The sequence below is a fragment of the Amycolatopsis sp. NPDC004747 genome, from assembly GCF_053601335.1.
Map to the genome: position 1 here is coordinate 65,340 of NZ_JBSGBQ010000039.1, position 26,584 is coordinate 91,923.

Sequence of the window (26,584 nt, forward strand, 5' to 3'; positions counted from 1 at the left end):
GGTAGACACCCCGTCACGCACATGATGGCGTGGCATCGATCGTGGGCGCAGGCTGCCTGGTGTGGCTTCATGATCCCCGACACCGTGTCCGACCTGGCCATACCTGTGCGTGAAGAGGTGGAGTGTGCCTGAACCCGGTGCCGCGTCAGGGCTACTGGACGTGGCGCGCCGGTGGGCGGCGACGTTGGCCGACACCAAAGGAGTAACGCTTCCCCCGGAGGAGCTCGAAGCGCTCCTGCTGGAGGTCGCGCACGACGCGGTCGACCATGCCGGTTCGCAGCACGACGGCGCCCTGCTGCGGTTCACCGCGCTGTACGCCGCCTCGCCGATGGGGATCGCGCTGGCCGACCCCGACGGCGACATCGTGGAGGCGAACCTCGCGCTCGGCCAGCTGCTCGGCTGCTCGCCGGACCGGTTGCGGGGCAGGCACATCAGCGCGCTCGGCTCGACCGACCACGACGTCTCGCGGCTCGAGGCGGGCCTGGCGCAGGTGCGCGCGGGGCGCGACCGCTACCAGGAGCGGATGCTGCTCGACCACACCGAAGACGGGCAGCTCTGGACCGACGTCACGCTCGCCCGGCTGCCCGGCGACCGGCCCGGCTCGATCTACCCGGTGCTGATGGTGTCGGACGCGAACGAGCTGCACCTGCTGCAGGAGCGGCTGCTGCACCAGAACGTGCACGACCCGCTGACCGGGCTGCCCAACGCGTCGTCGTTCACCACCAAGCTGGAGGCCGCGCTCGGTGCCGGCGCCCGCGACGACATCGCGCTGATCTACCTCGACGTCGACGGCTTCAAGGTGATCAACGACGGCCTCGGCGCCGGGGTCGGCGACCAGGTGCTGCGCGGGGTCGCGAACAAGCTGTCGGCGGTGTTCACCGGCCACCACGACGGGTTCGTCGCCCGGCTCTCCGGCGACGGCTTCGCGGTGCTGCTGCGGGGCGAGCTGGCCGCGACCGAGGTCGTCGGGCTGGTCGAGCGCGCCCTGGAAGACCTCAACGAGCCGATCTACCTGGGCGGGCACGGCATCGGCGTCAGCGCGAGCGCGGGCATCGTCGTGCGCGCGGCCGTCGAGGGCGGCGCGGCGGAACTGCTGCGGGCGGCGGAAATCGCGCTGCACCGGGCCAAGGAGGCCGGCAAGGCGCAGTGGATGCTGTTCGACCCGGAGCTGGACGCCCGCGACCGCGGCCGCTACCAGCTGGGCGCGGTGATCGCCGGCGCGCTGGAGAACGGCGAGTTCTCGCTGGTCTACCAGCCGACGGTGAAGCTCGCGCGGCCGGACGAGCTGGCCGCCGTCAACGCCGGGCTGCGCTGGAACCACCCGGAGAAGGGCGAGCTCGGCTCCGAGGAGTTCTACCCGCTGGCCCAGACGACGGGCATGACGGTGCCGCTGGGCCGCTGGCTGCTCGCCGAATCGCTGGCCGCGACGGCCCGGTGGCGCGCGCACCTGGGCGACGCGGCCCCGGACGTCTGCGTCCGCCTCCCGGCCCGCCTGGCGATCGACCCGGACCTGGTGCTGCTGGTGAAGGAGCAGCTGGACAAGCACGAGCTCCCGGCGCGGGCGTTGCGCCTGTGCACCGACCGCGAATCGATGCTCGACCCGCGCGGTGAGGTCCTGGACTCCCTGGCGGTGCTGGCCGACCTGGGCGCGCAGCTGGTGCTGACGATCTCGGGCTCGGCGGACCTGGAGCTGATCCCGCAGCACCGCCTCCCGGTGCGGCACGTGATCCTGTCCGGGCCGGTGGTCGACGCGCTGGACACCGACGAGCCGGCGGAGTCCGACCTGCGGCACCTGACGCAGCTGATCACCCGGGCACGTGAGCTGCACCTGAAGGTGGGCGCGGAGGGCGTCCGCACGCACGAGCAGGCAACCCGGTTGCGCCAGCTCGGGGTGGTCGCGGCCCGGGGGCCGTTCGTGGCGGATTCGGCCACCGGCGACGAGGTCGACGAGCTGATCAACCGCCACCCCCGCACCTGAGGCCCCAAGCGCCCCAATGTGGCCTTGGTTGCTTCTCACGCACCCAAGGCCGCCTTCGTTGCGTCTCACGCACCGAAGGCCGCCTTGGGGCGCTGGCGACCGGACAACAGCGGGAGGACCAAGCCGGTTCCCCGTCGGCTCCGAATACCCGGCAGGATGGGTGCTGCCGCCGACGAGAAAGGACGTCCATGGACGCCGGAGACCTCGCCCCCGACTTCACGCTGCCCGACGACCAGGGCCAGGAGCGCACGCTCTCGGACTTCCTGGCCACCGGGCCCGTGGTCCTCTTCTTCTACCCGGCCGCGATGACGGGCGGCTGCACCGCGGAGAGCTGCCACTTCCGCGACCTGGCCGCCGAGTTCGCCGCCGTCGGGGCGCACCGGGTCGGGATCAGCCCGGACGCCATCACCAAGCAGCGCGCCTTCTCGGCGGCCAACGGCTTCGACTACCCGCTGCTGTCCGATGTGGAGGGTGAAGTCGCGAAGCAGTTCGGCGTGTGGCGGAAACTGTTGCCGCTGCACACCAAGCGGGCCACCTTCGTGATCGGCGAAGACCGGAAGGTCATCGCGAAGATCAAGAGCGAGCTGAACTTCACCGTGCACGCCGACGAGGCGCTCAAGGTGCTGCGGGAGCGCAACAAGGTGTCCTAGGGACGGGTGAGCAGCCAGACGTGGTTGGTGCCCGTGCACGACGGCGCCAGCGGCTTCTCCGCCGGTTCCGTGCGCACCCGCGTGAAGCCAAGGCGCGCGGGCACCGCTCCACTTCGGACGTTCCGCTCGTCGTGCTTGATCTCGACGTACCCGGCGCCGAGGCGGAACGCCTCCCCGGTCAGCAACCGGACCGCCCGGGTGATCAGGCCGCGGCCGACGAACCCGCGAGCGAGCCAGTAGCCGATCTCGACGCCGCCCTCGCGCGCCATGACGCCGACGGCCCCGGCGATCGAGCCGTCGACGCGGATCGCGAAGTCGTGCGTTTCGCCGCCGGCCCAGTTCTCCCGCGTGGTGCGCAGGAATTCCGCGCCGTCCTCGGCGGTGTAGCCGCCGCTCGCCCAGATCATCCACGAGCCGAGGTGTTCGAGTGACCCGTTGACCGTCTCGACGAGTTCCGGCTCGTCGGTGAACTGCCAGCGGGCCAGGGTGAAGCCGTCCTCGCGGTAGGTCTCGGCCGGGGTTTCCATGCGGCTCATGGTGCCCGGCCGGGACCTCCCGGCGCGAACTAATTCACGATGACGCTGTCGGAGACCTCGGTGTCGTTCCTCAGCGCGTCGAACAGCTGCTTCGACTTGGCCTTGTCCCAGTTCTCCGCCGAGCCGCTGGTCACCGGCACCGTCCCGGTCACCACGCCCTGCGAAGAAATCCCCCGCATCGCGATCGCCAGGCCGGCGAGGTTGTGCACGTGGTCGCCCGAGTCCATGGTCAGCGCGTCCGGCGCCGAAGACAGCAGCGGGAAGAAGTCGAACGGGTTCAGCAGCGTGCCGGGGCTGGCGATCTGGCTGACCAGCGCACCGATGAACTTGCGCTGGTTGGCCACCCGGTCGAGGTCCGAGCGCGGGGTGGCCGAACTGTGGCGCATCCGGACGAAGCCGAGCGCCGAGCGGCCGTCCAGCGACTGGCAGCCCGCCTTGATGTTGATCCCGGTCATGGTGTCGTCCATGTCCTTGTCGATGCACATGTCGACCCCGCCGATCGCGTCGACGATCTTGGCGAACCCGCCGAAGCCGATCTCCGCGTAGTGGTCGATGTGCAGCCCGGTCGCGCCTTCGACGGTCTGCGCGAGCAGCTTCGGGCCGCCGAGGGAGAACGCCGCGTTGATCTTGTTCTTGCCGTGGCCGGGGATCGACACCTGCGAGTCGCGCGGCAGCGACAGCAACGTCGGCTTGGTGCTGTTGTCCGGCAGGTGCGCGATCATGATCGTGTCGGTGCGCTGCCCGCCGCCCGCCGCGGCGACGTCGCCGGTGGCGAGCCGCTCTTCGTCGTCCGCGGTCAGGCCTTCGCGGCTGTCCGAGCCGACGATCAGCCAGTTGGTGCCGGACGCGGCCACCGGGCGGCCGGAGTAGTCGGCGAGCGCGTCGACCCGCTTGATCGAGAACTCGAGGTACACCCAGATGCCGGCGAGGAACACGACGAACACCAGCACCAGGGCACCCAGGACCTTGCCGATGCTCCAGCGGCGCCGTCGCGGCGGCCGGGACGGCGGGTAGTCGTCCGCGGCGGCGCCGCGGGGCGGGTCCTGCCGCGGCGGCGGGGCGTACTCGGGCTCGCGGGTGCCCATCGGGCGGGTGCGCTCGTCGTACGGGCTGCGGCCCCGCCCGGGCAGCGGCATCATCTGCGCGCGCTGGCGGTCCCGGGAGCGGCCGGCAGGCGGCCGGGGCGGCGGCACCCGGCGCCCGCCGTCGTCGCCACGGTACGTCATCACCATCACCCAATCCCGATCCGGACAAACCTGTCGGCGGCCAGTACACCGCACGTCCTCGGAAGGAGGACGCCCGGCACCGGGGCCGGGTTGCGGTTACCGGTCGGTTGCCTCGTAGCCGAACTGGTGGACCTTGAGGTACCCGGACCGGAACCCGGCCTCGGAGTAGGCCAGGTAGAACTCCCACATCCGGCGGAAGACGTCGTCGAACCCGAACCCGGCGATGTCGGCCCAGCGGTGCAGGAACCGTTCGCGCCACCACCGTAGCGTGCGCGCGTAGTCCTGGCCGAACTCGCGCATCCCGGCCAGCTTGAGCCGGGTGTTCGCCTTGACGCCCTCCTCGATCGAGCGCACCGACGGGATCAGCCCGCCCGGGAAGATGTACTTGTGGATCCAGCCGTAGGCCCGCGACGCCGCCATCATCCGGTCGTGATCCATGGTGATGGCCTGCAGGCCGAAGCGGCCGCCCGGGCGCAGCCGCTCGCCGATCACCCCGTAGAACTCCGGCCAGTAGGACGCGCCGACGGCCTCGATCATCTCGACGCTGACCACGGCGTCGTACTTGCCGCTCGACTCCCGGTAGTCGCACAGCTTCACTTCGACGCGGTCGGAGAACCCGGCCGCCGCGATGCGTTCGGTGGCCAGCGCGCGCTGCTCCTCGGAAATGGTCAGCGACGTCACGTGCGCGCCGCGGGCCGCGGCGCGGATGGCGAGTTCACCCCATCCGGTGCCGATTTCGAGGACTTCGCTGCCTTCGCGGACCCCGGCGTAGTCGAGCACGCTGTCGATCTTGCGGTGCTGCGCGGCGGTGAGGTCGTCGTCGAGCCCGAACAGCGCCGACGAGTACGTCATCGATTCGTCGAGGAAGGCGCCGAACAGGTCGTTGGACAGGTCGTAGTGCCGGTGGATGTTGGCGCGCGCGCCCTCGAGGGTGTTCTCCTCGGACGGCGGCTGCGTCCGCTCGGCGAGCCGGCGGAACTTCTGCAGCGCCGGCGGGACGAGCGTGGCCATCCGCTCGGCGAACGGCGTGAGCACCTCGGCCAGGTCGGAGGCGGTCCAGTCGCCGGCCATGTAGGACTCGCCGAAGCCGATCTTGGCGTCGACGCCGAGGCGGTGGAAGAACGCCTCGGGCCGCAGGATCCGCATCTCGGGTGCTTCCGGGCCGCCGGCGCCGAGCACGGTGCCGTCGGGGAAGGTCACCCGGACGTCGAGCGGGCGGACGGCGCGGCGGAACAACGCGGCGGCGATCCGCGCGCGCAACGCGGAGTGCGGTGGGGTGGCCAGGCCCGGCCACCGGGTCTCGTCCCGGGCCGACGCCCGGTCAGCGCTCGAAGTGGTCACGGTGCTCCCTCCGGCCGGCCAGGTTCGCCGGTGATCGATCCTAATCGCCGCACCCCCGCGGCGCGCTTCGCCGAATGCCCTGTTCGGGGCGTTTTCACGCCGGTATCCGCAGCCGCTGCGGCCCCGGCGCCGCCCAGGCACCGCGCAGCGTCCCGCCGTCGTCGCCGGCGAGCAGGTCCAGGGTGAAGGCCACGGTCAGCCGGGTCCAGACCCGGGCGCGGCGCAGCATCGCGTGGCCCTCGTTGGCCAGTTCGAAGCGGGCGACGCGCGCGGCGACGCCCGTGGCCCGTTCGGCGAAGGCGTGGGACTCCGCCGGGCTCGTCATCCGGTCGCGGGTGCCGTGCGCGATCAGCACCGACCGCCCCGCGACGGCCCCGACCGGCTCGCCCCGCGGCGTCCACGGCGCCAGCGCGCAGACCCCGCGCACGGCCGGGTCGTCGGCCACGCGCAGCGCGACCCGTGCCCCCATCGAGTGACCGACCAGCACGACCGGCAGGCCGGGGTGGTCGGCGTGGATGCGCGCGAGGGCCCAGCGGGCGTCCTCGACCGGGTCTTCGGCGGGCGCGTTCCAGCCGTAGCGGCGGTTGCGCACCAGCCTTACCTCGACGCCGCTCTTGCGACCGGCCCGGTGCACGGCGCGCGCGATCGGGACCATCCTGACGTAGGCCAGCTTCCAGGGCGGCACGCGGCCCGTGCCCCGCTCCGCGCCGCCGTGCAGCACCAGTACGACCGCCCGGGTCGTCCCGCGTGCCCGCCACACGGACACCGCCGGATCCACCTCGACCACCCGCGTCCTCCTGTTCCCCCGCATCCGGGTCAACCTCGGTCCCCCACCCGGCTATTCCACCGCGCGAAGTGGTCCGCACGGTAGATTCGGCGCCCGATCCCCGACGGAAGGGTGGGTGTGGTGAGCGCCACGGACATCGCAGGCAGCGTCGCCGAGCAGCTGGCGGACGTCGAGCGGGCCAACGCCGAAGCGGTGCGCGCCGCGGCGGACCTGGTGCTGGGGGTGATCCGGGCGGACGCACTGGTCTATACCGCGGGCGCCGGGCACTCGCTGGCCGCGGTCGCCGAGACGTTCTACCGGGCCGGCGGGCTCGCGTGCGTCCACCCGCTCTACCACCCGGACCTGCTCCCGCTGCACGGCGCGGTGTCGAGCACGCAGACCGAGCGGCGCAGCGGGCTGGCCGCGGAGGTGCTGGCCGAGCGCGCGCCGGGCCCGGACGACGTGCTGGTGGTGTTCTCGACGTCCGGCGTCAACCCCTACCCCGTCGAGCTGTGCATCGAGGCGCGCAAGCGGGGGGCGGCGGTGATCGCGGTGACGTCGCGGGCGTGCGTGGCGGCGGCGCCGCGGCGGTCGTCGAGCACGCTGGTCGAGCAGGGCACGGTCGTGCTGGACACGCTGGTCATCCCGGGTGACGCGAGCTACCCGCCGGACGCGCCGCGCACCGCACCACTGTCCACTGTGGTCAACGCCTTCCTGTGGAACCTGGTGCTGGCCGAGGTCTACGACCGCGGAACGGCCGAGGGCCTCGACGTCCCGCTGTGGCGGAGCTCCAATGTGGAGGGTGGCGACGAGGCGAACGCCGGGTTGCTGGCGAAGTACGGGGAAATCGTCCCCCGCCTGCGCTAGTTGGTGAAATAGCACCGGCCGGGCACGTCTTGACGCCGCGTGCCCGGCGGTTCTAGCGTCGACATACCGACTGGTCGGTGTGGATCGGTCGCACCCGGAGGAGGTCCGATGGACAGTGCCACGGTGACGGTGCACGGCGAATGCGCTCCCGGCTTCGAACCGGTGCGCGAGGCCTTCGAAGAGAACTTCCGCTCCCGCGGTGAACTGGGGGCCGCGTTCACCGCCGTCCGCCACGGCGAAGTGGTGGTGGACCTGTGGGGCGGCTGGGCCGGCCCCGACCGCGCGCGGCCGTGGCAGGCGGACACCCTGGCCAACGTCTGGTCGACGACCAAGGGCATGACCGCGCTGTGCGCGCACCGGCTGGCCGACGCGGGCGAGCTCGACGTCGACGCGCCGGTCGCGAAGTACTGGCCGGAGTTCGCCGCGGCCGGGAAGTCCGGGATCCCGGTGCGGTGGCTGCTTTCGCACCGCTCCGGCGTGCCGGGGATCGCCCTGGACCGGCCGGTGGCGGTCGAGGAGCTGTACGACTGGGACCTGATGACGTCGCTCTACGCGGCGCAGGAACCGCTGACCGAGCCCGGGTCCGCGGGCGGCTACCACGCGCTGGCCTACGGCTGGCTCGTCGGCGAGGTCGTGCGGCGGGTCGCCGGGCAGGGCATCCGCGAGTTCTTCGCCGAGCAGGTCGCCGGGCCGCTGGGCGCGGACTTCTCGATCGGCCTCGCCTCTTCCGCCGACCTCGGCCGCTGCGCGACCCTGGTGGACCCGGTGATGACCGAGGAGATGGCGAACGCGCTGGCCACGGCCTTCGCGGCGGCCGGCCCGGTCGCCCAGGCCGCGCTGATGAACCCGCGGCTGCAGGGCCACGACGCCAACGAACCGGCCTGGCGGCACGCGGTCATGCCGGCGCTGAACGGCCACGGCACGGCCCGCGCGATCGCGACGATCTACGCGGCGATCGCCGACGGCACGCTCCTGTCCCCCGCGGGCCTGGCCCGGGCGCGCGAGAGCCAGGGCAAGGAGATCGACGCGGTGCTCGGCCTCCCCAACGAGTGGGGCCTTGGCTTCTACCTCGGCAGCGACGCCCGCGGCTTCGGCCCCAACCCCGCGGCCTTCGGCCACGACGGCCTCGGCGGCTCCACCGGCGGAGCCGACCCGGAAAACGGCATCGCCTTCGGCTACACCCTCAACCAGCTCGGCCCGTTGATCCGCGACGACCCCCGCAAAATGGCCCTGGTCACCGCCCTCTACGCATCCCTCCCCAACCTCTGACCCGTACCCAGCCGGACGACACGCGTACACCGACGGACGACACGCGTACCCAGGCGGACGACACGGCGCGAGGCGGCGCCGCGGTCGTGTCGTCCATCCAGGTACGCGTGTCGTCCGGCCAGGTACGCGTGTCGTCCGGCTGGGTCAGGCGATGGCGGGTTCCTCGTCGGCGAACTGGGTGGCGTGGAGGGTCGCGTAGCGGCCGCCGGCGGCGAGGAGCTGCTCGTGGGTGCCGCGCTCGACGATCTCGCCGTGTTCGAGGACGAGGATCTGGTCGGCCGCGCGGACCGTCGAGAGGCGGTGGGCGATGACCAGGGCGGTGCGGCCCGCCAGGGCGTGGGTCAGGGCCTCGCCGACCGCCGCCTCGGACTCCGAGTCCAGGTGGGCGGTCGCCTCGTCGAGGATGACGACCTTGGGCTGGGCCAGCAGGAGACGCGCGATCGTCAGCCGCTGGCGCTCGCCGCCGGAGAGGCGGTAGCCGCGCTCGCCCACCGTCGTGTCGAGGCCGTCCGGCAGCGAATGCACCAGCTCACCCAGCCGCGCCCGCTCGAGGGCCTCCCAGATCTCCTCGTCGGTGACGCCGGGGCGCGCGTACGCCAGGTTGGCGCGGATGGTGTCGTGGAAGAGGTGCCCGTCCTGCGTCACGACCCCGACAGTTTCGCGCAGCGAAGCGAAAGTCAGCTCCCGGACGTCCACATCGGACAGCCGCACCGCACCGGAGTCGACGTCGTAGAGCCGCGGCAGCAGCGACGCGATCGTCGACTTCCCCGCCCCGGACGACCCGACCAGCGCGACCATCTGCCCCGGCTCGGCGCGGAACGAGATCCCGTGCAGCACCTCTTCGCCGCCGCGGTGGTCCAAGGTCGTGACGTCCTCCAGCGAAGCCAGCGAGTACCGGTCGGCCGCCGGGTACCCGAAGCGGACGTCCGAGAACTCGACCGAAACCCCGCCTGACGAAGACAGCGCTCGCGCGGACGGCTTCTCCTCGATCATCGGCTTGAGGTCCAGCACCTCGAAGACCCGCTCGAAGGACACCAGCGCCGTCATGACGTCGACGCGGACGTTCGCCAGCGCGGTCAGCGGCGCGTAGAGCCGGGTCAGCAGCAGTGCCAGCGCGACGACCGTGCCCGGCGCGAGCTTCCCGGTCAGCGCCAGGTACCCGCCGAGGCCATAGACGAGCGCCTGCGCCAGCGCCGAAACGAGGGTCAGGCTGGTCATGAACCAGCGGGTCAGCATCGCGGTCCGGACGCCGATGTCGCGCACGCGCCCGGCCCGCAGCGCGAAGTCGTCCGCCTCCTGCACCGGACGGCCGAACAGCTTCACCAGCGTCGCGCCCGGCGCGGAGAACCGCTCGGTCATCTGCGTGGTCATCCCGGCGTTGAGGTTCGCGGCTTCCCGCTGCAGCCCGGCCATCCGGCGGCCGAGCCGGCGCGCGGGGACGACGAAGATCGGCAGCAGCACCAGCGCGATCAGGGTGACCTGCCACGACAGCGTCAGCATGACGGCCAGCGACAGCGCCAGCTGGATGACGTTGGTGACCAGCCCGGACAGCGTCGCGGTGAACGTCCGCTGCGCGCCGATGACGTCGTTGTTGAGCCGCGAAACCAGCGCGCCGGTGCGGGTGCGCGTGAAGAACGCGATCGGCATGCGCTGCACGTGCTCGAAGACCGCGCGCCGCAGGTCGAAGATGATGCCCTCGCCGATGCGCGCGGACTGCCACCGCTCGATCAGGCCGAACCCGGCGTCCGCGATCGCCAGCGCGGCGATCACCACGGCGAGCCAGACCACGAGCGTGACGTCGCGGCCGCCGACGATCGCGTCGACCACCTTGCCGGCCAGCACGGGTGTCGTCACGGCCAGCACCGCCGAGACCACGGTGAGCACGAGGAAGGCCAGCAGCCGCCGCCAGTGGGGCCGGGCGAAGCGGGCGACGCGTTTCAGCGTGCCGCGGGTGAGCGCCTTCGGGGCGTCGCCGGCGCGCATCGCCGAGCTCCACAGCCCCCACATGTTGTCCACGGGAAACCCCCAGGATCAGAAACCTCTACCAAAGCTGAGGTTTTCGCCGGATATGACCTGGACAACGCCCGCGTCGTCCGTTTGCTTCCCCAGCCCGTTCACTCGACGCGAACAACCCGGTGCAGGGCGGCGCGCAGCCGCTCGGCGTCCTCGGCGGAGAGCGGCTCCAGCAGCAGCGCCTCGGCCTGCCGCGTGACTTCGGTCCCCGCCTCGCGGACGCGCTCCCCCTCGGGCGTCAGCAGCACGAGGCGCTTGCGCCGGTCCCCCGGCGCGACCTCGCGCCGGACCAGGCCCTTGCCCTCCAGCTCGTCGACGAGCGCGACCATCGTCGTCCGGTCGACGCCGAGCCGGGCGGCGCCGTCCTGCTGCGACTGCGCCGGCCCGTCCCCGAAGAGCGTGAGCAGCGCGAGCTGCCGCCCGGTGATGCCGAGGGGGGCATACAGCGGCTCGGCCAGCTCGGCGAGCCGCAGCTGGGCGTGTTTGAGCAGGTAGCCGAGCCGCTGGGTGACGGCGAGGGGCGCGCTGGACATGAGCAGACTCTACACCTACGCTGATCGTCAGTTTGACTGATGATTTGACTGACTGACTATCAGGAGCACCGCATGACCACGATCGGCCTCAAACCGCCCCAGCAGCACATCGGCATCGCCACCCTCCGCCGGATCTGGGCGATCGCCGACGACGCCGGCTTCGACGGCTGCTGGGTGTTCGACCACCTCGCCCCGATGGGCCCCGACCGCACCGGCGACGTCTTCGACGGCTGGAGCCTGCTGGCCGCGATGGCGGAAGCGACGAAGCGAACGCGGATCGGCTGCCTGGTCTCGGGCAACACCAACCGGCACCCCGGCACGTTCGCCAAGATCGCCGCCACCGTCGACCACCTTTCCGGCGGCCGGCTCGACGTCGGCCTCGGTGCCGGCGGCGACGCGCTGACCGACGCGATGATGGGCACCCCGACGCCGGCACCGGTCGAACGCGTCGAACGGCTGGCCGAGACCTGCGAAATCCTCCGTCTGCTGTGGACCCGGCCGGAAACCGGCTACCGCGGCCGCCATTACACGCTCACCGGCGCGATCAGCGACCCGAAGCCGGTGCAACGGCCGAAACCCCCGCTGTGGCTGGGCAGCAGCGGCGAAAAGCGCGGTCTGCGGGTGGTGGCCGAACACGCCGACGTCTGGCTGAACGCGGCCTTGCCAGGCACCGCAATTCCCGAGCTGCAACGGCTTTCGCGCATTCTCGACGCCCATTGCGCGGCAGTGGGCCGCGATCCGGCGACCGTGAGACGGGCCGTGCAGTTCCGACTGCCGTCCGATGCGGAAAGCGCCCTGCGTCTCACGCAGAGCTACGTCGACGCCGGCTTCACCGAGCTGGTGCTGATGCCCGCCGGGCGCGAAGACGCCGTCGCGGCGTCCGAAGCGGCCGCGAAGCTGCTGTCCCGCCTGCGGGACGTCGGCTGAGCCGGGCCGCGGGTCCTCGGTAGCCTGGCGACGTGGAAACGGAGGTGGGCCAGGCGCCCGCACGGCGTCGCGCGGCCCGGCTCTTCACGGCACCGTCGCGCCCCGAAGAGACCGCGCCCCTGCGCTGGGACCTGGGGTTTTACCTGGCCTGCCTGGCTTTCGCGCTGCCGACCGCGCTGGTGTCGGAGTTCTACGGTTACCGCGTCTGGGGCAACTTCGCGACGGTCGCGTACGGCTTCGCTGCGGCGCACAGCGCATACCTGCTGTGGTCCGCACGCGGCGGCCGTACGCCGCGTGGCGTAGCCGGCTCACGCTGGTGCGGCGTCGCCGCGGTCGCGCTGTTGGCGATGATCCTCCCGTTGGCGCTTCTCGTGATCCGCCGCCTGACCGGCGTGGACTGGCTGATCACGCCGTTCTCCTGGGCCGCCCAGCCCGAGGTCTGGGTGATCGAGCGGTCCGCGGATCTGCTGCTGCACCACGGAACCCCGTACGTCAACGTCACCGCACTCGGCCGGGCGCCCGTGGTAAACGATTACACGCCCTACGGCCCGGTGATGGCGGTCTTCGGCCTGCCGCGGGCGCTGTTCGGCGGCACGCCGCTGACCGACGCGCTCACCGACGCCCGCTGGATGTTCGCGCTGGCCGCCTGCGCGTGCGTGCTCGGCACGCTGAAGCTGCTGAAGTGGCCCCGGGTGCCGGTCGGCGCCGCGCAGCTCGCGCTGGCCTGCCCGCTCACCGCGCTCACCTGGGCCGTGGCCGGCCCGGACCTGGCCATCGTGGCCCTGCTGGTGCTCAGCTGCGCGCTCGCGGCCACCGGGCGGGTCGCCTGGTCGGGCCTGGTGCTGGCGCTGGTCGTCAGCGCGAAGCTCATCGTCGCGCCCGCCGCCGCGGTGCTCGCCGTCCTCGTGCTGGTACGCCGGGGGAACGGGCTCGACTGGGCGGCACTGGGCCGGTTCGCGGCGGCGCTGGTGGCGACGACGGCCGCCCTGCACCTGCCGGTGTACCTGGTGGATCCGGCGGCGTTCGTCGAGCACGTCTTCCGGTTCCCGCTCGGCATGGGCGCCGTGCGCTCGCCCGCGGCCAGCCCGTTGCCGGGCCACCTGATCGCCGAGACCGGCCCGTTCGGTCAGGTGGCGGCCTTCGTGCTCGTCGGCGCCGCGGCCGTGGCGATGGTCGTGTGGCTGGTGCGCCGGCCCCCCGCGAACGGCTCCGGCGCACTGCTGCGCATCGCCGTCGGACTCGGCGCGTTGATCCTGCTCACCCCGGCCACCCGGTACGGCTACCTGGTGTACCCGCTGGTCCTGCTCGGGGCCCACCTGGCGTTCCGCGTGGCCGAAGTTCCCGCTGCGCCCCCCGCGCAGCAGTCCGCGACTTCTACTTCTTCTTGACCCTGGTGGCCCCGCCGCGCCCCCGCAGCTGGACCCCGGACTCCGACAGCACCCGGTGCACGAAGCCGTAGGACCGCCCCGTCGACTCCGCCAGGGCCCGGATGCTCGAGCCCTTCTCGTATTTCTTCTTCAGGTCAGCGGCCAGCTTGTCGCGCGTGTTGCCGGTGATCCGCGCGCCTTTCTTGAGATCAGCCACGTCGATCGCCTTCCCGCCGAGAGTGTTCTGGGCCACATATCGGCCCCTGCCGGGGCAATGATCGAACACTGAGCGCCGGAATGCCAGACGACAGACGCGAAACAGCCGAAATTGCGATCACATTGGGCCATTCCAGTGCTCTACGGCGAGTGATCTTGCACCCGAATGGACGCACCCTCACGCAAGCTGGACAAGTTCGAGGTAGTCCGCCGACCAGTGGTCCTCGGTTCCGTCGGGCAGCAGGATGACCCGCTCGGGCTCGAGCGCCTCGACCGCGCCCGGGTCGTGCGTCACCAGGACGACGGCACCGGCGAAGCTGCGCAAGGCGTCCAGGACCTGGGCCCGGCTGGCCGGATCGAGGTTGTTCGTCGGCTCGTCGAGCAGCAACACGTTGGCAGCACTGGAGACCAGGCCCGCCAGCGCGAGCCGGGTCTTCTCGCCGCCGGAAAGCGTGCCGGCCGGCTGGTCGAGTTGTTCGCCGGTGAAGAGGAACGAGCCGAGCAGGTTCCGCAACTCCTGCGCGCCGGTGTCCGGAGCGAGATGTCGGATGTTTTCCCACACCGACGCGTCATGATCAAGAGTTTCGTGTTCCTGTGCGTAATAGCCCAAACGCAATCCGTGACCCGGAACGACGGATCCGGTGTCCTGGGTTTCCATTCCGCCGAGCAGCCGGAGCAAAGTCGTCTTTCCCGCACCGTTCAGCCCGAGTACGACAACCTTCGAACCGCGGTCGATGGCGAGATCGACGCCGGTGAAGATTTCCAGTGAGCCGTACGACTTCGAGAGGCCCTCCGCGGTGAGCGGGGTGCGGCCGCAGGGCGCGGGCTCGGGGAACTTGATCCGGGCGACCTTGTCGGCCTGGCGGGTGTCTTCGAGCGAAGACAGCATCTGCTCGGCGCGGCGGGCCATGTTCTTGGCCGCCACGGCCTTCGTGGCCTTCGCGCCGAGCTTCGCGGCCTGCTGCTGCAGTGCCGACGCCTTCTTCTCGGCGTTGGCGCGCTCACGGCGGCGGCGCTTCTCGTCGGTGGCGCGCGCGTCGAGGTAGCGCTGCCAGCCCATGTTGTAGAGGTCCAGCTCGCCGCGGGTGGCGTCGAGGAACCAGACCTTGTTGACCACGTCGGCCAGCAGCTCGACGTCGTGGCTGATCACGACCAGGCCGCCGTCGTGCTGCTTGAGGAAGCCGCGCAGCCAGTTGATGGAGTCGGCGTCGAGGTGGTTGGTCGGCTCGTCGAGCAGCAGGATCGTCTCGGACTTGCCGCCGGCGCCGGCTTCGGCCGCGGCGAACAGGATCCGCGCCAGCTCGACGCGGCGGCGCTGGCCACCGGAGAGCGTCTGCAACGTCTGCGCCAGGACGCGGTCCGCGAGGCCCAGGTTGGAGCAGATCCGCGCGGCTTCGCTCTCCGCGGCGTACCCGCCGAGGGAGGCGAAGCGCTCTTCGAGCCGGGCGTAGCGGTTGATGGCCTTGTCGCGCGCGGCTTCGTCGACGAGCTCGGCCATGGAGGCCTGCGCCTTTTCCATGTCGCGCATCAGCTTGTCCAGACCACGCGCGGAGAGCACGCGGTCCTTCGCCGTGACCGACAGGTCGCCCTCGCGCGGGTCCTGCGGCAGGTAGCCGAGCTCGCCGGTGCGGCGGACGTCGCCCGCGTGCGGCTCGCCTTCGCCGGCGAGGACCTTCAGCGAGGTGGTCTTGCCCGCGCCGTTGCGGCCGACGAGACCGATGCGGTCGCCGGGCTGGATGCGGAGGGTGACGCCGTTGAGCAGGATGCGCGAACCAGCGCGCAGCTCAAGGCCGGTGGCCGTGATCAAGGGGAACTCCCGTGGAAAGGGGGCGTACGGAGGACAGCGCTTCGAAGGACAGCAGCAGGCGGCCCGCTCGGGCCGCGGCGTCACTCCAGCTGGATATCCACGGAACCCAGTGTACGGGTCGGGGTCCACCGGATTTTCCGCAACGTGTGCGGTCTCACCCGTCGCGCAGCGTGACCTGCACGGACAGCGCGCGGACGGCGGCCTCCTCGAGCACGGCCCGGCTCGGTTCGCCGACGTCCAGCACCCGCGGCTCGGCGCGCTCGAACAGCGGCGCCAGCCGCCGGTCGGCGCGCAGCTCGTCGAGGGCCCGCCGATCGCCGCCGAGCACGACGGCGTCCACTTCGGACAGCCGCGGGACCAGCACTTCGAAGACGTCCTTCGCCGCGTCCTGGAGCGCGTGCCGGGCCTGCCCCGCGCGACGCCGGGCGAAGCGCTGCTGCGACCAGCCACCGGCCGCCGAGCGGCCCTGCACGAGGTGCCGGTCGGTGCGCGAGACTTCGATCCGGCCGCCCCGCGCGATGCCGACGCTGTGCCCGCCGCGCCGCACGACCACCAGGGCGATGCGCCGCGGCCGGAGCGCGTGGGCGACGAGCGCGTCGACGGACGGCTCGGTGAGCGGCCCGAACGGGACGGCGGCGGTCGCGGTGGTGCCGTCGGCCGCGGTCACGCTCACCCGGTCCGGTGCCGCGCCGGTGGCGGTGATGCCGCCGTGCCGCTCGGCGAACCGGGCGAAGAACCCCGCCAGCCGCTCGGGCGGCACCTCGACGGTGCGGCCGCCGCCCGCGGCTTCCTTCGGCTTCACGGGGAAACGGTACGGGGCCGCCGCGATCGCCGCGACGGCCCCGTATCGATCGTGTCCGGTTACAGCGGGTGCACCGGGCCGTTGTTGGTCACGCCCCGGACGTTCGACGGCGCTCCGGCCGCCGTGGGCTGCACGAACCCGTTGATGTGCAGGGCGACCGAGCGGATCGACCCGGCGTCGCCGCCGGCCGCGTCGACCACCGCGAACGTCCACGTGCCGTCGACGACCGCGCCGGCGAGGTTGCCGGTCAGGGCCTGCGTCGGCCGCCAGCTGCCGGTGAACGGCGCGTTGGCCGAAGTCACCGTGCTGAACGCGGTGGCCGCGTTGTCGGCGAAGACGACCTTGCACAGGTTCTTGCCCGAACCGCCGTTGCGCTGGAACACCGTGGCCTTCGCGCCCGAGGGCGCGGTCAGCGTGCCGACCAGGTCACCGACGTAGGAGTGGTTGAGCCCCACCGCCGTCGAGGTCGGGTCGGTGCTGCACGTGGTGCCGTCCACGGAGAAGGACACCTTGGACGCGCGGCCGACCCCGGTGACCGGGATGGTCACCGACGCGCCGACCGGGCTGTTGTCCGGGATGTCCACCGGCGCGCCGGTGTAGGCGAAGTCCTGCGCCACCGGCGACGGGGTGCCGACCGGCAGCGAGAACGACGTCGTCGTCGGCGAGTGCGCCCCCGCGAAGCTGACGCGGGCGTTCAGCACCACCGGCGCGCCGAGCTGCTGGCTCGCCGGGACGGTGATGGTGAAGTCGTTGACGCCGGTCTGTCCCGGGCTGATGGTGCCGTAGGACTTCGACCGCGGCGCCACCGTGACACCCGGCGTCGGGCTGGTGAGCACGACGCTGGTGGACACCGCGGTGCCGTCACCGTCGTTGGTCACCGGCAGCGTCACCTTGGCGGTGTCGCCCGGGTCGAGCGCCGAGCCGCCGTCGGCCGGGGTGACCGTCGGCTGCTTGGCCACCGCGAGCGGCTGCGGGCTGGCGCCGGTGTAGGCCAGCACCTTGTCCGCGAGGATGACGCCGGCGCCGGTGAAGTTGTCCCGGCCCGGGGTTTCGATGTCGATCGCGGTGTTGATCAGCGCTTCGCGCACCTCCGCGGGCGGCAGGCCGGGGTTGCCGGACAGCACGAGCGCGGCGATGGCGGCCGCGTGCGGGGCGGCGGCCGAGGTGCCGAAGAACGGGTTGAACCCGGACACGCTGGTCTGCACGCCGTCGGCCGCGGTGATCTCCGGCTTGTTCCGGACCTCGCCGCCGGTCGAAGACACGTTGCCCGGGGTGATCGGCGTGCCGTTCGCCTCGTAGAACACGCGGCGCGGACCGTCGGAGGTGAACCGCTCGGCCTTGGTGGCGCCGCTGAACGCGCCCGGGTACGGGCCCGCCGGGTTGGCCGGGTCGCCCGGTTCGAGGGCCCGGCCGAACGCCTTGGCCGCCGGGGCGGCCGCGACGCTGAAGGCGTTCCGCGCGGCCGAGTGGCCGACCGTCACGCCCGGGGTGTTGTAGGCCTTGAGCCCGTCGGCCGAGTCGGAGAACCGGCCGCGCAGCGCCGAAAGCGACAGGTAGCGGTTCTGGCCCGAGAACTTCACGATGGCCAGGCGCAGCCCGGTCCCGCCGAAGGCCGGCGTCGTGACGCGCTCGTACGGGTCCTGGGTGCCGGTCTGGACGTCCTGGCTGAAGCTGACGACCGCGCCCGCGGAGTTGAGCAGGTAGAGGTCGTAGTCGTTCGCGGACGCGCCGAGCGGGTCCGACCAGTGCAGCGTCACCGGCACGCCGGCCGAGGACGCGTTCGAGATCGGCTCGTAGATCTGGTTGCCCGCCGCGCCGGCGAAGTTGTGCGCGGTGCCGGCGAACTTGCCGACCGACTTGCCGGAGTCGACGAAGTCGCCTTCCCAGTGCCCGGCGGTCCCGCTGGCGACGTTGCCTTCGTTGCCCGCGGAGGAGAAGTACAGCGCGCCGTCGGCGGTCACGTCGTTCACGGCCTGGGCGATGATCCAGTCCTGGAACGGCGATTCCTTGAAGTAGATGACGTCGTCGACGATGACGTCGCAGTGCTTCTCGAAGCGCAGCTTGCGGATGTTGTCCGCGAAGCTGGCGTCGGAGTTGAACGCCGAGGCGAAGCCGAGCGCGGCGCGGGGCGCGAGGTCGTGGATGATCTCGAGCATCGCGGTGCCCTCGTCGCCGTCGCCCTCCTGGCCGGCGATGACGTCGACGTCCGGCGGGAGTTCGCCCTTGGCCTGCGAAGCGGCCAGGGAGTCGACGCCGTCGGACAGCGCGCACGCCTTGACGCCGACGCCGGTGACGCCGAACTGCTGGCGGGCGAGGTCGGCGTTGTGCGCCCGGTCGCCTTCGCTGACCAGCGGCGCGGCATCGACGGCGCTTCGCTGGGTCTTGGCGGCCATGGCCTTCTGCAGCTCACCGGCGATGCGATCGGCCTTCTGCTGCTTGGTTTCGGTCTTGGTCTCGGACTTGCCCGGCGTCGTCGCCGGCGTGGCCAGTTCCCGGGCGGTCATCGCCTCGTCGGCCTGTTCGACGCGCTTGACGTCGTCGCGCCCGGCGATCTCGGCGACCTTGCCGAGCGGCACTTCGGCGCGCACGCTGCCGTAGCGGTCGGACACCGCGCGGATGCCGGCCCCGGCCTTGGTGAGCCCGGCGAGGAGGTCCGGCGAGACCTTGCTCGCGCGGATGTCGACCAGGACGGTCCCGGCCGCGGAGACGGTGGCCCCAGACTGCAGTGCGTTCAGCTGCTTCCCCACGCCCTTCGCGGCGACGAGCAGCTTGCTGTCTACTTTGGACTCGGCGGCGGTGCGGCCCGCCTTGACCGCCTGCAGGGCGGCGATCTGCTGCTGAGCGGTTTCACTGAACGCGTCCGGTGCGGACGCGGGTGCGGCCCCCGCAACGGGCGGGGAAACCAGGCCGAGCGCGGCGAGCAGCGCTGCGGCTCCGGCGGTGAACACGGTGGATCTCGATCTCGTGGAACGGGTACGACGCATGCGCGCCCTCCGATTCTCCAGGCGCGTGCCCCGACTCACGCTGACCGACGCCGGTGATCACCGGCTGGATCCAGCTAAGTACCGCGAGTTCTCCGTAAACATCAGCCGTTCGAGTGACAAAGGACGGATAATTTCCCGAACAGGCCGGATGATGTAGGCCGTTCAGCGCAGCGGCGAACCGGTCACCGGACACCCACCGGACAATTGCCCGCCCGCCACCCCGGCCACGGAGTGGGATGTCCACAAGCAACTCGCCGCCGGGCGTGCAACCGGCGGCCCCAGCGGGAAAGTTCGTTACGGGGTGCTCAAAGCACGAACGAGTCCGACCACGGCTGCGCCGCCCGCCCGGACAGCGCGTCCAACAAGGTCACCGCCTGCTTGTCCGTCAGGGACGCCACGAAGTCGACCACCGCCCGGCCGCGCGCGAGGCCGCGCACCGCGTCCGGCCCCGTCACCGGCTCGCCCGTCGCTCCCACCAGCAGTTCCGGTGCCGTGCGGGCCAGCCCGGCGTACTCCGCGCGGGCCAGCTCGACCAGGTCGTGCAGCCGGCGGGGCAGGCGGGACACCTCGTCGCGGTCGAGCAGCCACGCGTCGAGCGCGTCGACCAGGCTCGACACCACCCCCGCCTGGCCGCGCTGGTGCAGCGCGAGGTCCGGCCGCAGCAGGACGAACCGGCGGTGCACGAACTTGAGCACCTGGACCTCGTGCCACTGGGCGGCCCGCAGCGAGACGTGCCCGGTGCGCGTGGACGGCGAGGCCAGCAGGAACACGCCGTCCACGAGGCGGGCCGTCCAGTTCGCGGAGAACGCCGCCGTGGCCTGCTCCGCCTCGATCGAGCCGTCGAACTCGCCGGCCAGCAGGCCGTCGACCAGCTCCGCGCGCACCCGCGCGACCGCCGCGGCGAAGGCGTCGTCGTCGACGATCCACGCGTCCTTGGCGTGCATGCGGCGGCGGAGGCGTTCCAGCGACCGGCCCGGGCGGCGCAGGTCCGCGTTCAGCGTCTCGTCGTCCAGCGACGCCAGCTCCCCCGCGTGGTCCAGCCACTGCCCCAGCTCGGCGGCGACCGGCGCGTGCTGCAGGACCCCGATGCGGTGGAAGTCCTGCAGGTCGTGGATGGCGTAGGCGATGTCGTCGGCGGTGTCCATCACGGACGCTTCGACCGTCTGCTGCCAGCCTTCGACGCGGCCGGCGAAGGCCGCGCGCGCCTGCTCGAAGTCGTCGAGTTCGGTGGCGTAGGCGGAGAACTTCGCCGCGCCGGTGCCCGGCAGGTCGCCCGGCTCGGCCGCCCCACGCGGCGGCACGGCCAGTTCCGACGGGTGCGGCGAGGGGTGGTGCAGCCGCAGCCACGGGTACTTCAGGACGGCGGCCCGCACGGCGGCGGTCAGGTCCAGCCCGATCGCCGACGGCCCGCGGACGTCGGTGGTGGTGATGATCCGGAACGTCTGCGCGTTGCCCTCGAAGCCGTCGGCGAGGCCGAAGCGGTGGCGGGCGATCCGGTCGAGCGTCTGCTCCCCGAGGTGCCCGAACGGCGGGTGCCCGAGGTCGTGGGCGAGCGCGGCGGCCTCGGCGACGTCGGGGTCGCAGCCGCCGAGCTTCTCGGCCAGGCCGGCGTCCGGGCCGCCGGTGATCCGCTCGGCGATCGCGCGGGCCACCTGCGCGACCTTGAGGCTGTGGGTCAGCCGGTTGTGCAGCAGCCCGGCCCCGCCGGCGCTGACGACCTGCGTCACGCCGCCGAGCCGCGCGAAGAACGGCGAGGCGGCGATCCGGTCGCGGTCGATCCGGAACGGGCTGGTCGCCAGGTCGGTGAACCCGCCGACGTTCGCCACGGGATCGCGCCGCGCGGCCCGCGGGTCGGTGTGCTCGCTGCCCTGATCCATGCGCCCGACCTTATCCGCCAGGTTCACCTGAACGGCGGGCAGGCGCGTGGGTATACCGGAGGTATGCCCCGACGGATGGTCACCACCCTGGCGGCGCTCGCCCTCGCACTGGCCGGGTGCGGCGCCCCGCCCGCCACACCCGGCAGCACGACCACGACCTCGACTTCGACCTCGACTTCGCCCGGGACCTCGACCAGGACTTCGGCCCCGGTGAAGCTCATCAAGGTCCCGGACGTCTCCGGCATGAACCACCAGGACGCCCAGAACGCGATGCAGCGCGCCGGGCTCTACAACCTGCGCGAGGTCGACGGCACCGGCCAGGGCCGCGCCCTGGTGATCGACCGCAACTGGCGCCAGACGGCCCAGGACCCGCCGGCCGGCACGGAAGTCGCTCCGGACACGGTGATCACCCTGACCGCGGTCAAGTACACCGACCGCTGACCGTGTCGCCCCTCCAATCACGAGTGATGCCTCTCTGATCACGCGTGATGCCCCTTCAATCACGGATGATGCCCCGCGGCGCACGCCGCTTCTTCCGCCGCAGACCGTGCGGCGAGGGGCCACGCCGGTGATCAGCGAGGCATCTCGCGTGATTGAGGGGGCATCTCGCGTGATTGAAGGGGCATCACGCGTGATTGGGGGGACGACACGGCGGGGGTCAGGCCTCCGGCGGGGTCGTGTACGCCTTCAGCGTGCGGTCGGCGGCCGCGCGGGCCTTGGCCGGGTCCGCGCCCGCCGCCACGTCGGCCTCGTACCACGCCTCGTTCGACGCCGTCATGAACCGGATCCCCTCCGGTGACATCATCCAGGCCATCGCCGCCTCCGGGTCGACGGCCGTGCCCGGTGCGGCCAGGTGCAGGACCAGGCCGACCAGCGCCCCGTCCCAGCCGATGCCCACCGCGCCCGGGCCGAACTCGTCCCAGCGGTCGTCGACGTGGGCGACGTGCTCCAGCTCGAACCGGGTGCCCTCGCCCTCGGGCGTCAGCCGCACTTCGATCCAGCTGACGTTGCCGCCGAACTCCCACGTCGCGGCGAAGCTCTTCGGCGGCTCGCAGCGCTCGACCGTGCCGCCCGCGTTGCCCTCCAGCTGGTACTTCCCGCCGACCTCCAGCTCGCCGCTGACCGGCAGGAACCAGCGCGGGATGCGCTCGGGGTTCGTGACCGCGTCCCACAGGTCGTCGACGTCGGTGTCGTAGACCTGGCTGATCGTCAGGACACGGGCCTCCTTCCCCTCGATCACCCGGTCGCCGAGCGTCCGGCGGACGGCGCTGATCTGGTGGCTGACGTCGATCACGAACCTTCTCCTTGGTCGAGGCGGCGCTCGCGCTTGCCGCGGGCGATTTCGGTGGCCAGCGCGTCCAGCGGCGGCGTCCAGTACCGGCGGAACCGGTCGAGCCAGTCGTCGATGTCACGCAGCGGGGCGGGCCCGACCGCGTACAGCCGCCTCGTGCCGTCCTGGCGGACGACGGCGAAGCCGTTTTCGCGCAACACCTTCAGGTGCTGGGAAACGGCCGGCTGCGAGATGCCGAACTCGGCCCGGATCACCTCGGTCACCGCACCGGCGGCCCGTTCGCCGTCGGCCAGCAGCTCGAGGATCCGGCGGCGGACCGGGTCGCCGAGGACGTCGAACGCGTGCACCCGGCCAAGCTACAAGCACCAACTTATATAAGTCAACACTGAAACAGTTGCGCCGATGGGGGTAACCGACGGTGAACATCAGTCGACATCGGTTCCGCTTGGCCGCGCGACCCGCGACGATCGGGGCCGTGAAGTCGCCACGCGCGGTCCGCTTCGCCTTCCAGCCGCTGTACAGCCTCCACACGGGGGGTGTCGTGGCGCACGAGGCGCTGGCCAAGCCCGGCCGCGGAACCGTCCCCGAGCTGCTCGCGCAGGCCCGCCGGGACGGCAGGCTCGCCGAGGCCGACCTCGGGCTCGCGGTCGCCGCCGTCCGGCAGGACGCCGAACACCCGACGTCGCTCCCCCTCCACCTCAACCTCTCCGCCCGCACCCTGGCCGCACCCCAGGCAATGTACGACGACCTCCTCGAAGAGCTCGGCGACGCGGGCCGGCGCACCCGCGACGTCGTCCTCGAGATCGGCCCGCCGTTCGCCCCGCTGCCCGCCGGCCGGGCGCTCGCCGGGATGCGGGAGCTGACCGAGCTCGGCTTCCGGATCGCCCTCGACGGCCTCGGCCGCGGCGACCTGCCGCTGGGCCTGCTCGTCGAGGCGCCGATCGACCTGGTGAAGCTCGACCGGACCGTGCTGCGCGGGCTGCCGGACGACCCGGCCGCGGCCGCCGTGGTCGAGGCGCTGCTGCACTACACGAACCGCACCGGCACCCGGCTCGTCGCGACCGGCGTGGAGACCGGCGCGCAGCTGGACGCCGTCCGCGGCCTGGGCGTCCGGATCGCGCAGGGCCACCTCCTCGCGCCGCCGACCGCCGCCGGTCCCGCGCCGGCCCTGCTGACCCGCGGCCGTCCGTCGGGCGGGGCGCCGGCACCGTGCGTCGGCGACTTCCTCCGCCCGGCGACGACCTTGCCGGAGACGGCGACCTGCGACGAGGTCCGCGAAGTGCTCGCGGCCGCGGACGCGCCGGGCGGCGTGGTCGGGGTGGATGAGCTGAACCGGCCGCGCTGGTCGGTCGACCGGACCCGGTTCCTGGTGGCGGTCACCGGCCCGTACGGGCACGCGCTGCACGCGAAGCGCCCGGCGGCCCGGCTCGCGGACACCCCGCACACGATCGAGGCCCGCGCGGGCGCGATGGAGTTCCTCGAGCTGGTCACCGACGCCGACTGGGGCCGCACGGGCGACGACGTGGTCGTGGTCGACGAGCTCGGCCGCTGCCTCGGCGTGGTGCTGGTGACCGAGGTGGTCCGCGGGGTGGCCGAGGCGAAGGTCGAGGCGGCCGCGGCGCTGAACCCGCTGACGCGGTTGCCGGGCAGCGACACGATCGCCCGCGACGTCACCCGCCGGATCACGATCGGCGAGCCGTTCGTGGCGGCCTGGCTGGACATCGATGCCTTCAAGGCGATCAACGACACGGCCGGCTTCGCGGCGGGCGACAACCTGATCCGCGAGCTGGGCGCGGCGCTGACGGAGCTGGCCGGCGGCCTGCGGCGGATGCGGGTGAGCCACGTGGGCGGCGACGACTTCCTGGTGGTGTGCGACGTCGACGAAATCGCCACGGTGGCGGGAGCGCTGCTGGACCGGGCGTGGACGGCGGAGGGCCTGCCGGTGACGGTCTCGCTGGCGACGCTGGTCTGCGCGAGCGGGGCGATCGGTTCGTACCAGGAGGTTTCGCGGTTGCTGGCGCCGTTGAAGAAGCGGGCGAAGGCGGTGCCGGGATCGAGCTGGGTGCTGAGCCGCCCGGGTTCGGACCGGGTGGAAGTGTTGCGGGGCATCGGCACCCGCGGTTTACAGGCGGCCGCGGGCTAGGTCGGTCACAAGCCCGGGCACCGCTCTCACTGCCAGTCGAGCGTGAGCTGAGCCTGGATCGCCGCGGCCGCCCAGGCCACGTAGTCCTCGTGCGGCCAGCCGCACACCGTCGTCAAGTGGTCGTACGCCTCGTGCGAGGTGATCAGGCCGATCGCGTCGGCCAGGCGACCCACCGAACCGCCCGGCGCAAGCTCCGCCGCCACCAGGCGTTCCGCGATCTCCGCCCGGCGCACCACCGCCAGTTCCGCGCGGACCGCCGCCACCTCCGCGTCCGCCGCGGCCGCCGTGGTGAACGCGCGCCAGATCGGCAGCGACCCGCGCACCCCCGCGGCCACCCTGGCCACCACCGCGGGCAGGTCCGCCGGGCCGGCCGGGCCCGCCAGCGCGTCCAGGTCCACCGCGTCCGGGTCGCCCGCGAAGCCGGCGCGGAACGCGGCCAGCAGCAGCTGCGGCTTGCGGCCCGTCTGCGTCACCGTCTCCAGGCTCACCCCCGCCTCCGCCGCGATCTGCCGCATGCTCGTGCCCGCGTAACCCCGTTCGGCGAAGAGCTTTCCGGCCGTCGCCACCACGTGGGCCCGGGTGCGCCGGGCGCGGGCCTCGCGCACCGGCGACTCGTACCGGCGCCGCGCGCCTTCGGGTATCGTCATCAATTGGATGGTACAGCGTATCGCTCAAAGGGGGAGCCATGACCCGGGTACTCGTCTGCGTGCAGCCCGCGCGCGGTCACGTCGGGCCGACCAAGCCGGTCGTGGAGGCACTGGTCGCCGCCGGGCACGAAGTCGCCGTCGTCACCGGGGCGCGGTACCGGGAGGCGTTCGAGGAGCTGGGAGCCGGCGTCGCCGTCCTGCCCCCGGAGGCCGACTTCGACGAGACGGACCTGAACGGCTCGATCCCCGGCCGCGCCGGGCTGGGCGGGCTCAAGCTCGCCCGGTTCGAGCTCACCCACTTCGTCCGCGCGATGCCCCACCAGCTGAGCGTCATCGACGCGCAGGAAGCCGACGTCGTGCTGTGCGATCCGCTGATGATGGCCGGGCTGGCGCTGGTCCGGCGGGCGGCCCGCCCACGCCTGCTGACGCTGGGGTTCCTGCCGTTCCTGCCGCCGGTCCCGACCGCCGCACCCGGCCACCCGGTCCGCGGCGCGCTGTTCGAAGCGCTCGTGCCCTGGGTGACCGGGCCGGCGCAGCGAACGGCGCGCGACCTGCTGGGCGGCGACCCCGGCATGCTCTTCACCGACTGGCCCCTGCACGGCGACGGCGTGCTCCAGATGACCTGCCCCGGCTTCGAGTACCCGCGGCCGGGCGTGCCCCTGCACTTCATCGGGCCGACGACGGTCAGCGCGGCGAGCGAACACCCGCTGCCGCCGTGGTGGGCCGACCTGAACGGCTCCCGGCCGGTGGTGCACGTGACCCAGGGGACGGTGGCGAACGACGACCTCGGCCGGCTCGTCGAGCCCACCATCGACGCGCTCGCGGACGAGGACGTCCTGCTCGTCGCGACGACGTGCGGCACGCCGCTGCGGCCGGGTCCGCTGCCGGACAACGTGCGGGTCGCCGACTTCCTCCCCTACGACGAGCTGCTCCCCCGCTGCGCCGCCATGGTGAGCAACGGCGGGTACGGCGGGGTCAACCACGCCCTCCGCCACGGCGTACCGCTGGTCGTGGTCGGGGCCAGCGAGGACAAGCGCGAGGTCGCGGCCCGGGTCACCTGGTCGGGCGCCGGCATCGGCCGCGCCCGCGCGTCGGCCTCACCGCGGACACTGCGGCGGTCCGTCCGCGCGGTACTGGACGACCCGCGTTACCGCGAACGCGCGCGCGAACTGGCCGCGGAAATGGCCGCGGGGCCGACGATGGACGAGGTGGTCAAGCTCATCACCGAGCCCTCCCGCGGCTTGTCGTGAGTGGTAAGGCGGGTTCTAACCCGCCTTACCACTCACGACCCCCGGGCCCCCAAGGGCCCCACGAAGGCAGAGGGGGCGGGAGGCGAAGGAAGGG

The 26,584-nt window shown here is 72.5% G+C and carries 23 protein-coding genes; 9 read left to right on the forward strand and 14 right to left on the reverse strand.

Annotation, left to right across the window (positions count from 1 at the left end):
• Nucleotides 1-160 precede the first annotated feature (160 nt).
• Both ACWEGE_RS40330 and ACWEGE_RS40335 read left to right on the forward strand, forming a co-directional pair.
• Nucleotides 161-1,978 carry a putative bifunctional diguanylate cyclase/phosphodiesterase gene (locus ACWEGE_RS40330; protein WP_449665782.1) on the forward strand — a complete coding sequence of 606 codons (1,818 nt, stop codon included), beginning with the start codon at nt 161-163 and terminating at the stop codon, nt 1,976-1,978.
• A 188-nt stretch (nt 1,979-2,166) separates the two neighbouring features.
• Entirely contained in the window at nt 2,167-2,628 is a 462-nt protein-coding gene (locus ACWEGE_RS40335) for a peroxiredoxin (protein WP_449665758.1), read from the forward strand.
• Here ACWEGE_RS40335 and ACWEGE_RS40340 read toward each other — a convergent pair.
• From ACWEGE_RS40340 to ACWEGE_RS40355, 4 genes are all read right to left on the reverse strand, one after another.
• Nucleotides 2,625-3,155 (reverse strand): GNAT family N-acetyltransferase, encoded by a 531-nt coding sequence (locus tag ACWEGE_RS40340; RefSeq protein WP_449665759.1) that lies wholly within the window; start codon nt 3,153-3,155, stop codon nt 2,625-2,627. The two genes, ACWEGE_RS40335 and ACWEGE_RS40340, sit on opposite strands and share 4 nt — an antisense overlap.
• A gap of 38 nt (nt 3,156-3,193) precedes the next feature.
• Nucleotides 3,194-4,396 carry an LCP family protein gene (locus tag ACWEGE_RS40345; RefSeq protein ID WP_449665760.1) on the reverse strand — a complete coding sequence of 401 codons (1,203 nt, stop codon included), beginning with the start codon at nt 4,394-4,396 and terminating at the stop codon, nt 3,194-3,196.
• Between the two features lie 90 nt (nt 4,397-4,486).
• The gene (locus ACWEGE_RS40350; RefSeq protein ID WP_449665761.1) at nt 4,487-5,731 is read right to left on the reverse strand and encodes a class I SAM-dependent methyltransferase; all 1,245 of its coding nucleotides are present in this window, start codon (nt 5,729-5,731) and stop codon (nt 4,487-4,489) included.
• A gap of 94 nt (nt 5,732-5,825) precedes the next feature.
• Complete coding sequence (locus ACWEGE_RS40355; RefSeq protein ID WP_449665762.1) at nt 5,826-6,518, reverse strand: alpha/beta hydrolase; 693 nt, start codon at nt 6,516-6,518, stop codon at nt 5,826-5,828.
• A 117-nt stretch (nt 6,519-6,635) separates the two neighbouring features.
• On the opposite strand from ACWEGE_RS40355, the gene ACWEGE_RS40360 reads away from it, so the two are divergent.
• Entirely contained in the window at nt 6,636-7,364 is a 729-nt protein-coding gene (locus ACWEGE_RS40360) for an SIS domain-containing protein (protein ID WP_449665763.1), read from the forward strand.
• A 108-nt stretch (nt 7,365-7,472) separates the two neighbouring features.
• The gene (locus ACWEGE_RS40365; protein ID WP_449665764.1) at nt 7,473-8,633 is read left to right on the forward strand and encodes a serine hydrolase domain-containing protein; all 1,161 of its coding nucleotides are present in this window, start codon (nt 7,473-7,475) and stop codon (nt 8,631-8,633) included.
• 144 nt (nt 8,634-8,777) lie between these two features.
• Here ACWEGE_RS40365 and ACWEGE_RS40370 read toward each other — a convergent pair whose 3' ends face one another.
• Both ACWEGE_RS40370 and ACWEGE_RS40375 read right to left on the reverse strand, forming a co-directional pair.
• Nucleotides 8,778-10,649: an ABC transporter ATP-binding protein gene (locus ACWEGE_RS40370; RefSeq protein ID WP_449665765.1), complete on the reverse strand. Its 1,872-nt coding sequence runs from the start codon at nt 10,647-10,649 to the stop codon at nt 8,778-8,780.
• Between the two features lie 98 nt (nt 10,650-10,747).
• Nucleotides 10,748-11,179, reverse strand: coding sequence for a MarR family winged helix-turn-helix transcriptional regulator (locus ACWEGE_RS40375; RefSeq protein ID WP_449665766.1), 432 nt, complete (start codon nt 11,177-11,179; stop codon nt 10,748-10,750).
• 72 nt (nt 11,180-11,251) lie between these two features.
• Between ACWEGE_RS40375 and ACWEGE_RS40380 the strand changes: the two genes are divergently transcribed.
• A complete protein-coding gene (locus ACWEGE_RS40380; protein WP_449665767.1) occupies nt 11,252-12,106 on the forward strand; it encodes an LLM class flavin-dependent oxidoreductase in 855 nt (284 codons plus the stop codon).
• A gap of 32 nt (nt 12,107-12,138) precedes the next feature.
• Nucleotides 12,139-13,494, forward strand: a complete 1,356-nt coding sequence (locus ACWEGE_RS40385) for a glycosyltransferase 87 family protein (protein ID WP_449665768.1) — start codon at nt 12,139-12,141, stop codon at nt 13,492-13,494.
• On the opposite strand, the gene ACWEGE_RS40390 is transcribed toward ACWEGE_RS40385, so the two are convergent.
• From ACWEGE_RS40390 to ACWEGE_RS40410, 5 genes are all read right to left on the reverse strand, one after another.
• Nucleotides 13,481-13,690 (reverse strand): helix-turn-helix domain-containing protein, encoded by a 210-nt coding sequence (locus ACWEGE_RS40390; RefSeq protein WP_003071237.1) that lies wholly within the window; start codon nt 13,688-13,690, stop codon nt 13,481-13,483. The genes ACWEGE_RS40385 and ACWEGE_RS40390 overlap by 14 nt on opposite strands.
• Before the next feature lie 177 nt (nt 13,691-13,867).
• Nucleotides 13,868-15,496 (reverse strand): ABC-F family ATP-binding cassette domain-containing protein, encoded by a 1,629-nt coding sequence (locus ACWEGE_RS40395; RefSeq protein ID WP_449665769.1) that lies wholly within the window; start codon nt 15,494-15,496, stop codon nt 13,868-13,870.
• Between the two features lie 154 nt (nt 15,497-15,650).
• Nucleotides 15,651-16,298, reverse strand: coding sequence for an acVLRF1 family peptidyl-tRNA hydrolase (locus tag ACWEGE_RS40400; RefSeq protein WP_449665770.1), 648 nt, complete (start codon nt 16,296-16,298; stop codon nt 15,651-15,653).
• A gap of 59 nt (nt 16,299-16,357) precedes the next feature.
• Nucleotides 16,358-19,246: a S8 family serine peptidase gene (locus ACWEGE_RS40405; RefSeq protein ID WP_449665771.1), complete on the reverse strand. Its 2,889-nt coding sequence runs from the start codon at nt 19,244-19,246 to the stop codon at nt 16,358-16,360.
• A 341-nt stretch (nt 19,247-19,587) separates the two neighbouring features.
• Nucleotides 19,588-21,159 (reverse strand): deoxyguanosinetriphosphate triphosphohydrolase family protein, encoded by a 1,572-nt coding sequence (locus ACWEGE_RS40410; RefSeq protein ID WP_449665772.1) that lies wholly within the window; start codon nt 21,157-21,159, stop codon nt 19,588-19,590.
• A gap of 63 nt (nt 21,160-21,222) precedes the next feature.
• Here ACWEGE_RS40410 and ACWEGE_RS40415 point away from each other — a divergent pair, with 63 nt between their 5' ends.
• Entirely contained in the window at nt 21,223-21,600 is a 378-nt protein-coding gene (locus ACWEGE_RS40415; RefSeq protein WP_449665773.1) for a PASTA domain-containing protein, read from the forward strand.
• Nucleotides 21,601-21,817: 217 nt separating this feature from the next.
• Here the strand turns inward: ACWEGE_RS40415 and ACWEGE_RS40420 are convergent, their stop codons facing one another.
• Both ACWEGE_RS40420 and ACWEGE_RS40425 read right to left on the reverse strand, forming a co-directional pair.
• Nucleotides 21,818-22,453: an SRPBCC family protein gene (locus ACWEGE_RS40420; RefSeq protein WP_449665774.1), complete on the reverse strand. Its 636-nt coding sequence runs from the start codon at nt 22,451-22,453 to the stop codon at nt 21,818-21,820.
• On the reverse strand, nt 22,450-22,797 hold the full coding sequence (locus ACWEGE_RS40425) for an ArsR/SmtB family transcription factor (protein ID WP_449665775.1): 348 nt from the start codon (nt 22,795-22,797) through the stop codon (nt 22,450-22,452). Before ACWEGE_RS40425 ends, ACWEGE_RS40420 begins: the two co-directional genes overlap by 4 nt.
• Before the next feature lie 128 nt (nt 22,798-22,925).
• Here ACWEGE_RS40425 and ACWEGE_RS40430 point away from each other — a divergent pair, with 128 nt between their 5' ends.
• Nucleotides 22,926-24,593 (forward strand): EAL domain-containing protein, encoded by a 1,668-nt coding sequence (locus tag ACWEGE_RS40430; protein ID WP_449665776.1) that lies wholly within the window; start codon nt 22,926-22,928, stop codon nt 24,591-24,593.
• Between the two features lie 26 nt (nt 24,594-24,619).
• On the opposite strand, the gene ACWEGE_RS40435 is transcribed toward ACWEGE_RS40430, so the two are convergent.
• Nucleotides 24,620-25,240, reverse strand: coding sequence for a TetR/AcrR family transcriptional regulator (locus tag ACWEGE_RS40435; RefSeq protein WP_449665777.1), 621 nt, complete (start codon nt 25,238-25,240; stop codon nt 24,620-24,622).
• A gap of 38 nt (nt 25,241-25,278) precedes the next feature.
• Here ACWEGE_RS40435 and ACWEGE_RS40440 point away from each other — a divergent pair, with 38 nt between their 5' ends.
• Nucleotides 25,279-26,490, forward strand: a complete 1,212-nt coding sequence (locus tag ACWEGE_RS40440; protein ID WP_449665778.1) for a glycosyltransferase — start codon at nt 25,279-25,281, stop codon at nt 26,488-26,490.
• Nucleotides 26,491-26,584: the final 94 nt, after the last annotated feature.

Coding starts and splice junctions, on each gene's coding strand:
- ACWEGE_RS40375 (WP_449665766.1), bottom strand. CDS start 11,179: ATGTCCAGCGCGCCCCTCGCCGTCACCCAGCGGCTCGGCTACCTGCTC.
- ACWEGE_RS40340 (WP_449665759.1), bottom strand. CDS start 3,155: ATGGAAACCCCGGCCGAGACCTACCGCGAGGACGGCTTCACCCTGGCC.
- ACWEGE_RS40415 (WP_449665773.1), top strand. CDS start 21,223: ATGCCCCGACGGATGGTCACCACCCTGGCGGCGCTCGCCCTCGCACTG.
- ACWEGE_RS40410 (WP_449665772.1), bottom strand. CDS start 21,159: ATGGATCAGGGCAGCGAGCACACCGACCCGCGGGCCGCGCGGCGCGAT.
- ACWEGE_RS40440 (WP_449665778.1), top strand. CDS start 25,279: ATGACCCGGGTACTCGTCTGCGTGCAGCCCGCGCGCGGTCACGTCGGG.
- ACWEGE_RS40335 (WP_449665758.1), top strand. CDS start 2,167: ATGGACGCCGGAGACCTCGCCCCCGACTTCACGCTGCCCGACGACCAG.
- ACWEGE_RS40345 (WP_449665760.1), bottom strand. CDS start 4,396: ATGGTGATGACGTACCGTGGCGACGACGGCGGGCGCCGGGTGCCGCCG.
- ACWEGE_RS40365 (WP_449665764.1), top strand. CDS start 7,473: ATGGACAGTGCCACGGTGACGGTGCACGGCGAATGCGCTCCCGGCTTC.
- ACWEGE_RS40435 (WP_449665777.1), bottom strand. CDS start 25,240: ATGACGATACCCGAAGGCGCGCGGCGCCGGTACGAGTCGCCGGTGCGC.
- ACWEGE_RS40380 (WP_449665767.1), top strand. CDS start 11,252: ATGACCACGATCGGCCTCAAACCGCCCCAGCAGCACATCGGCATCGCC.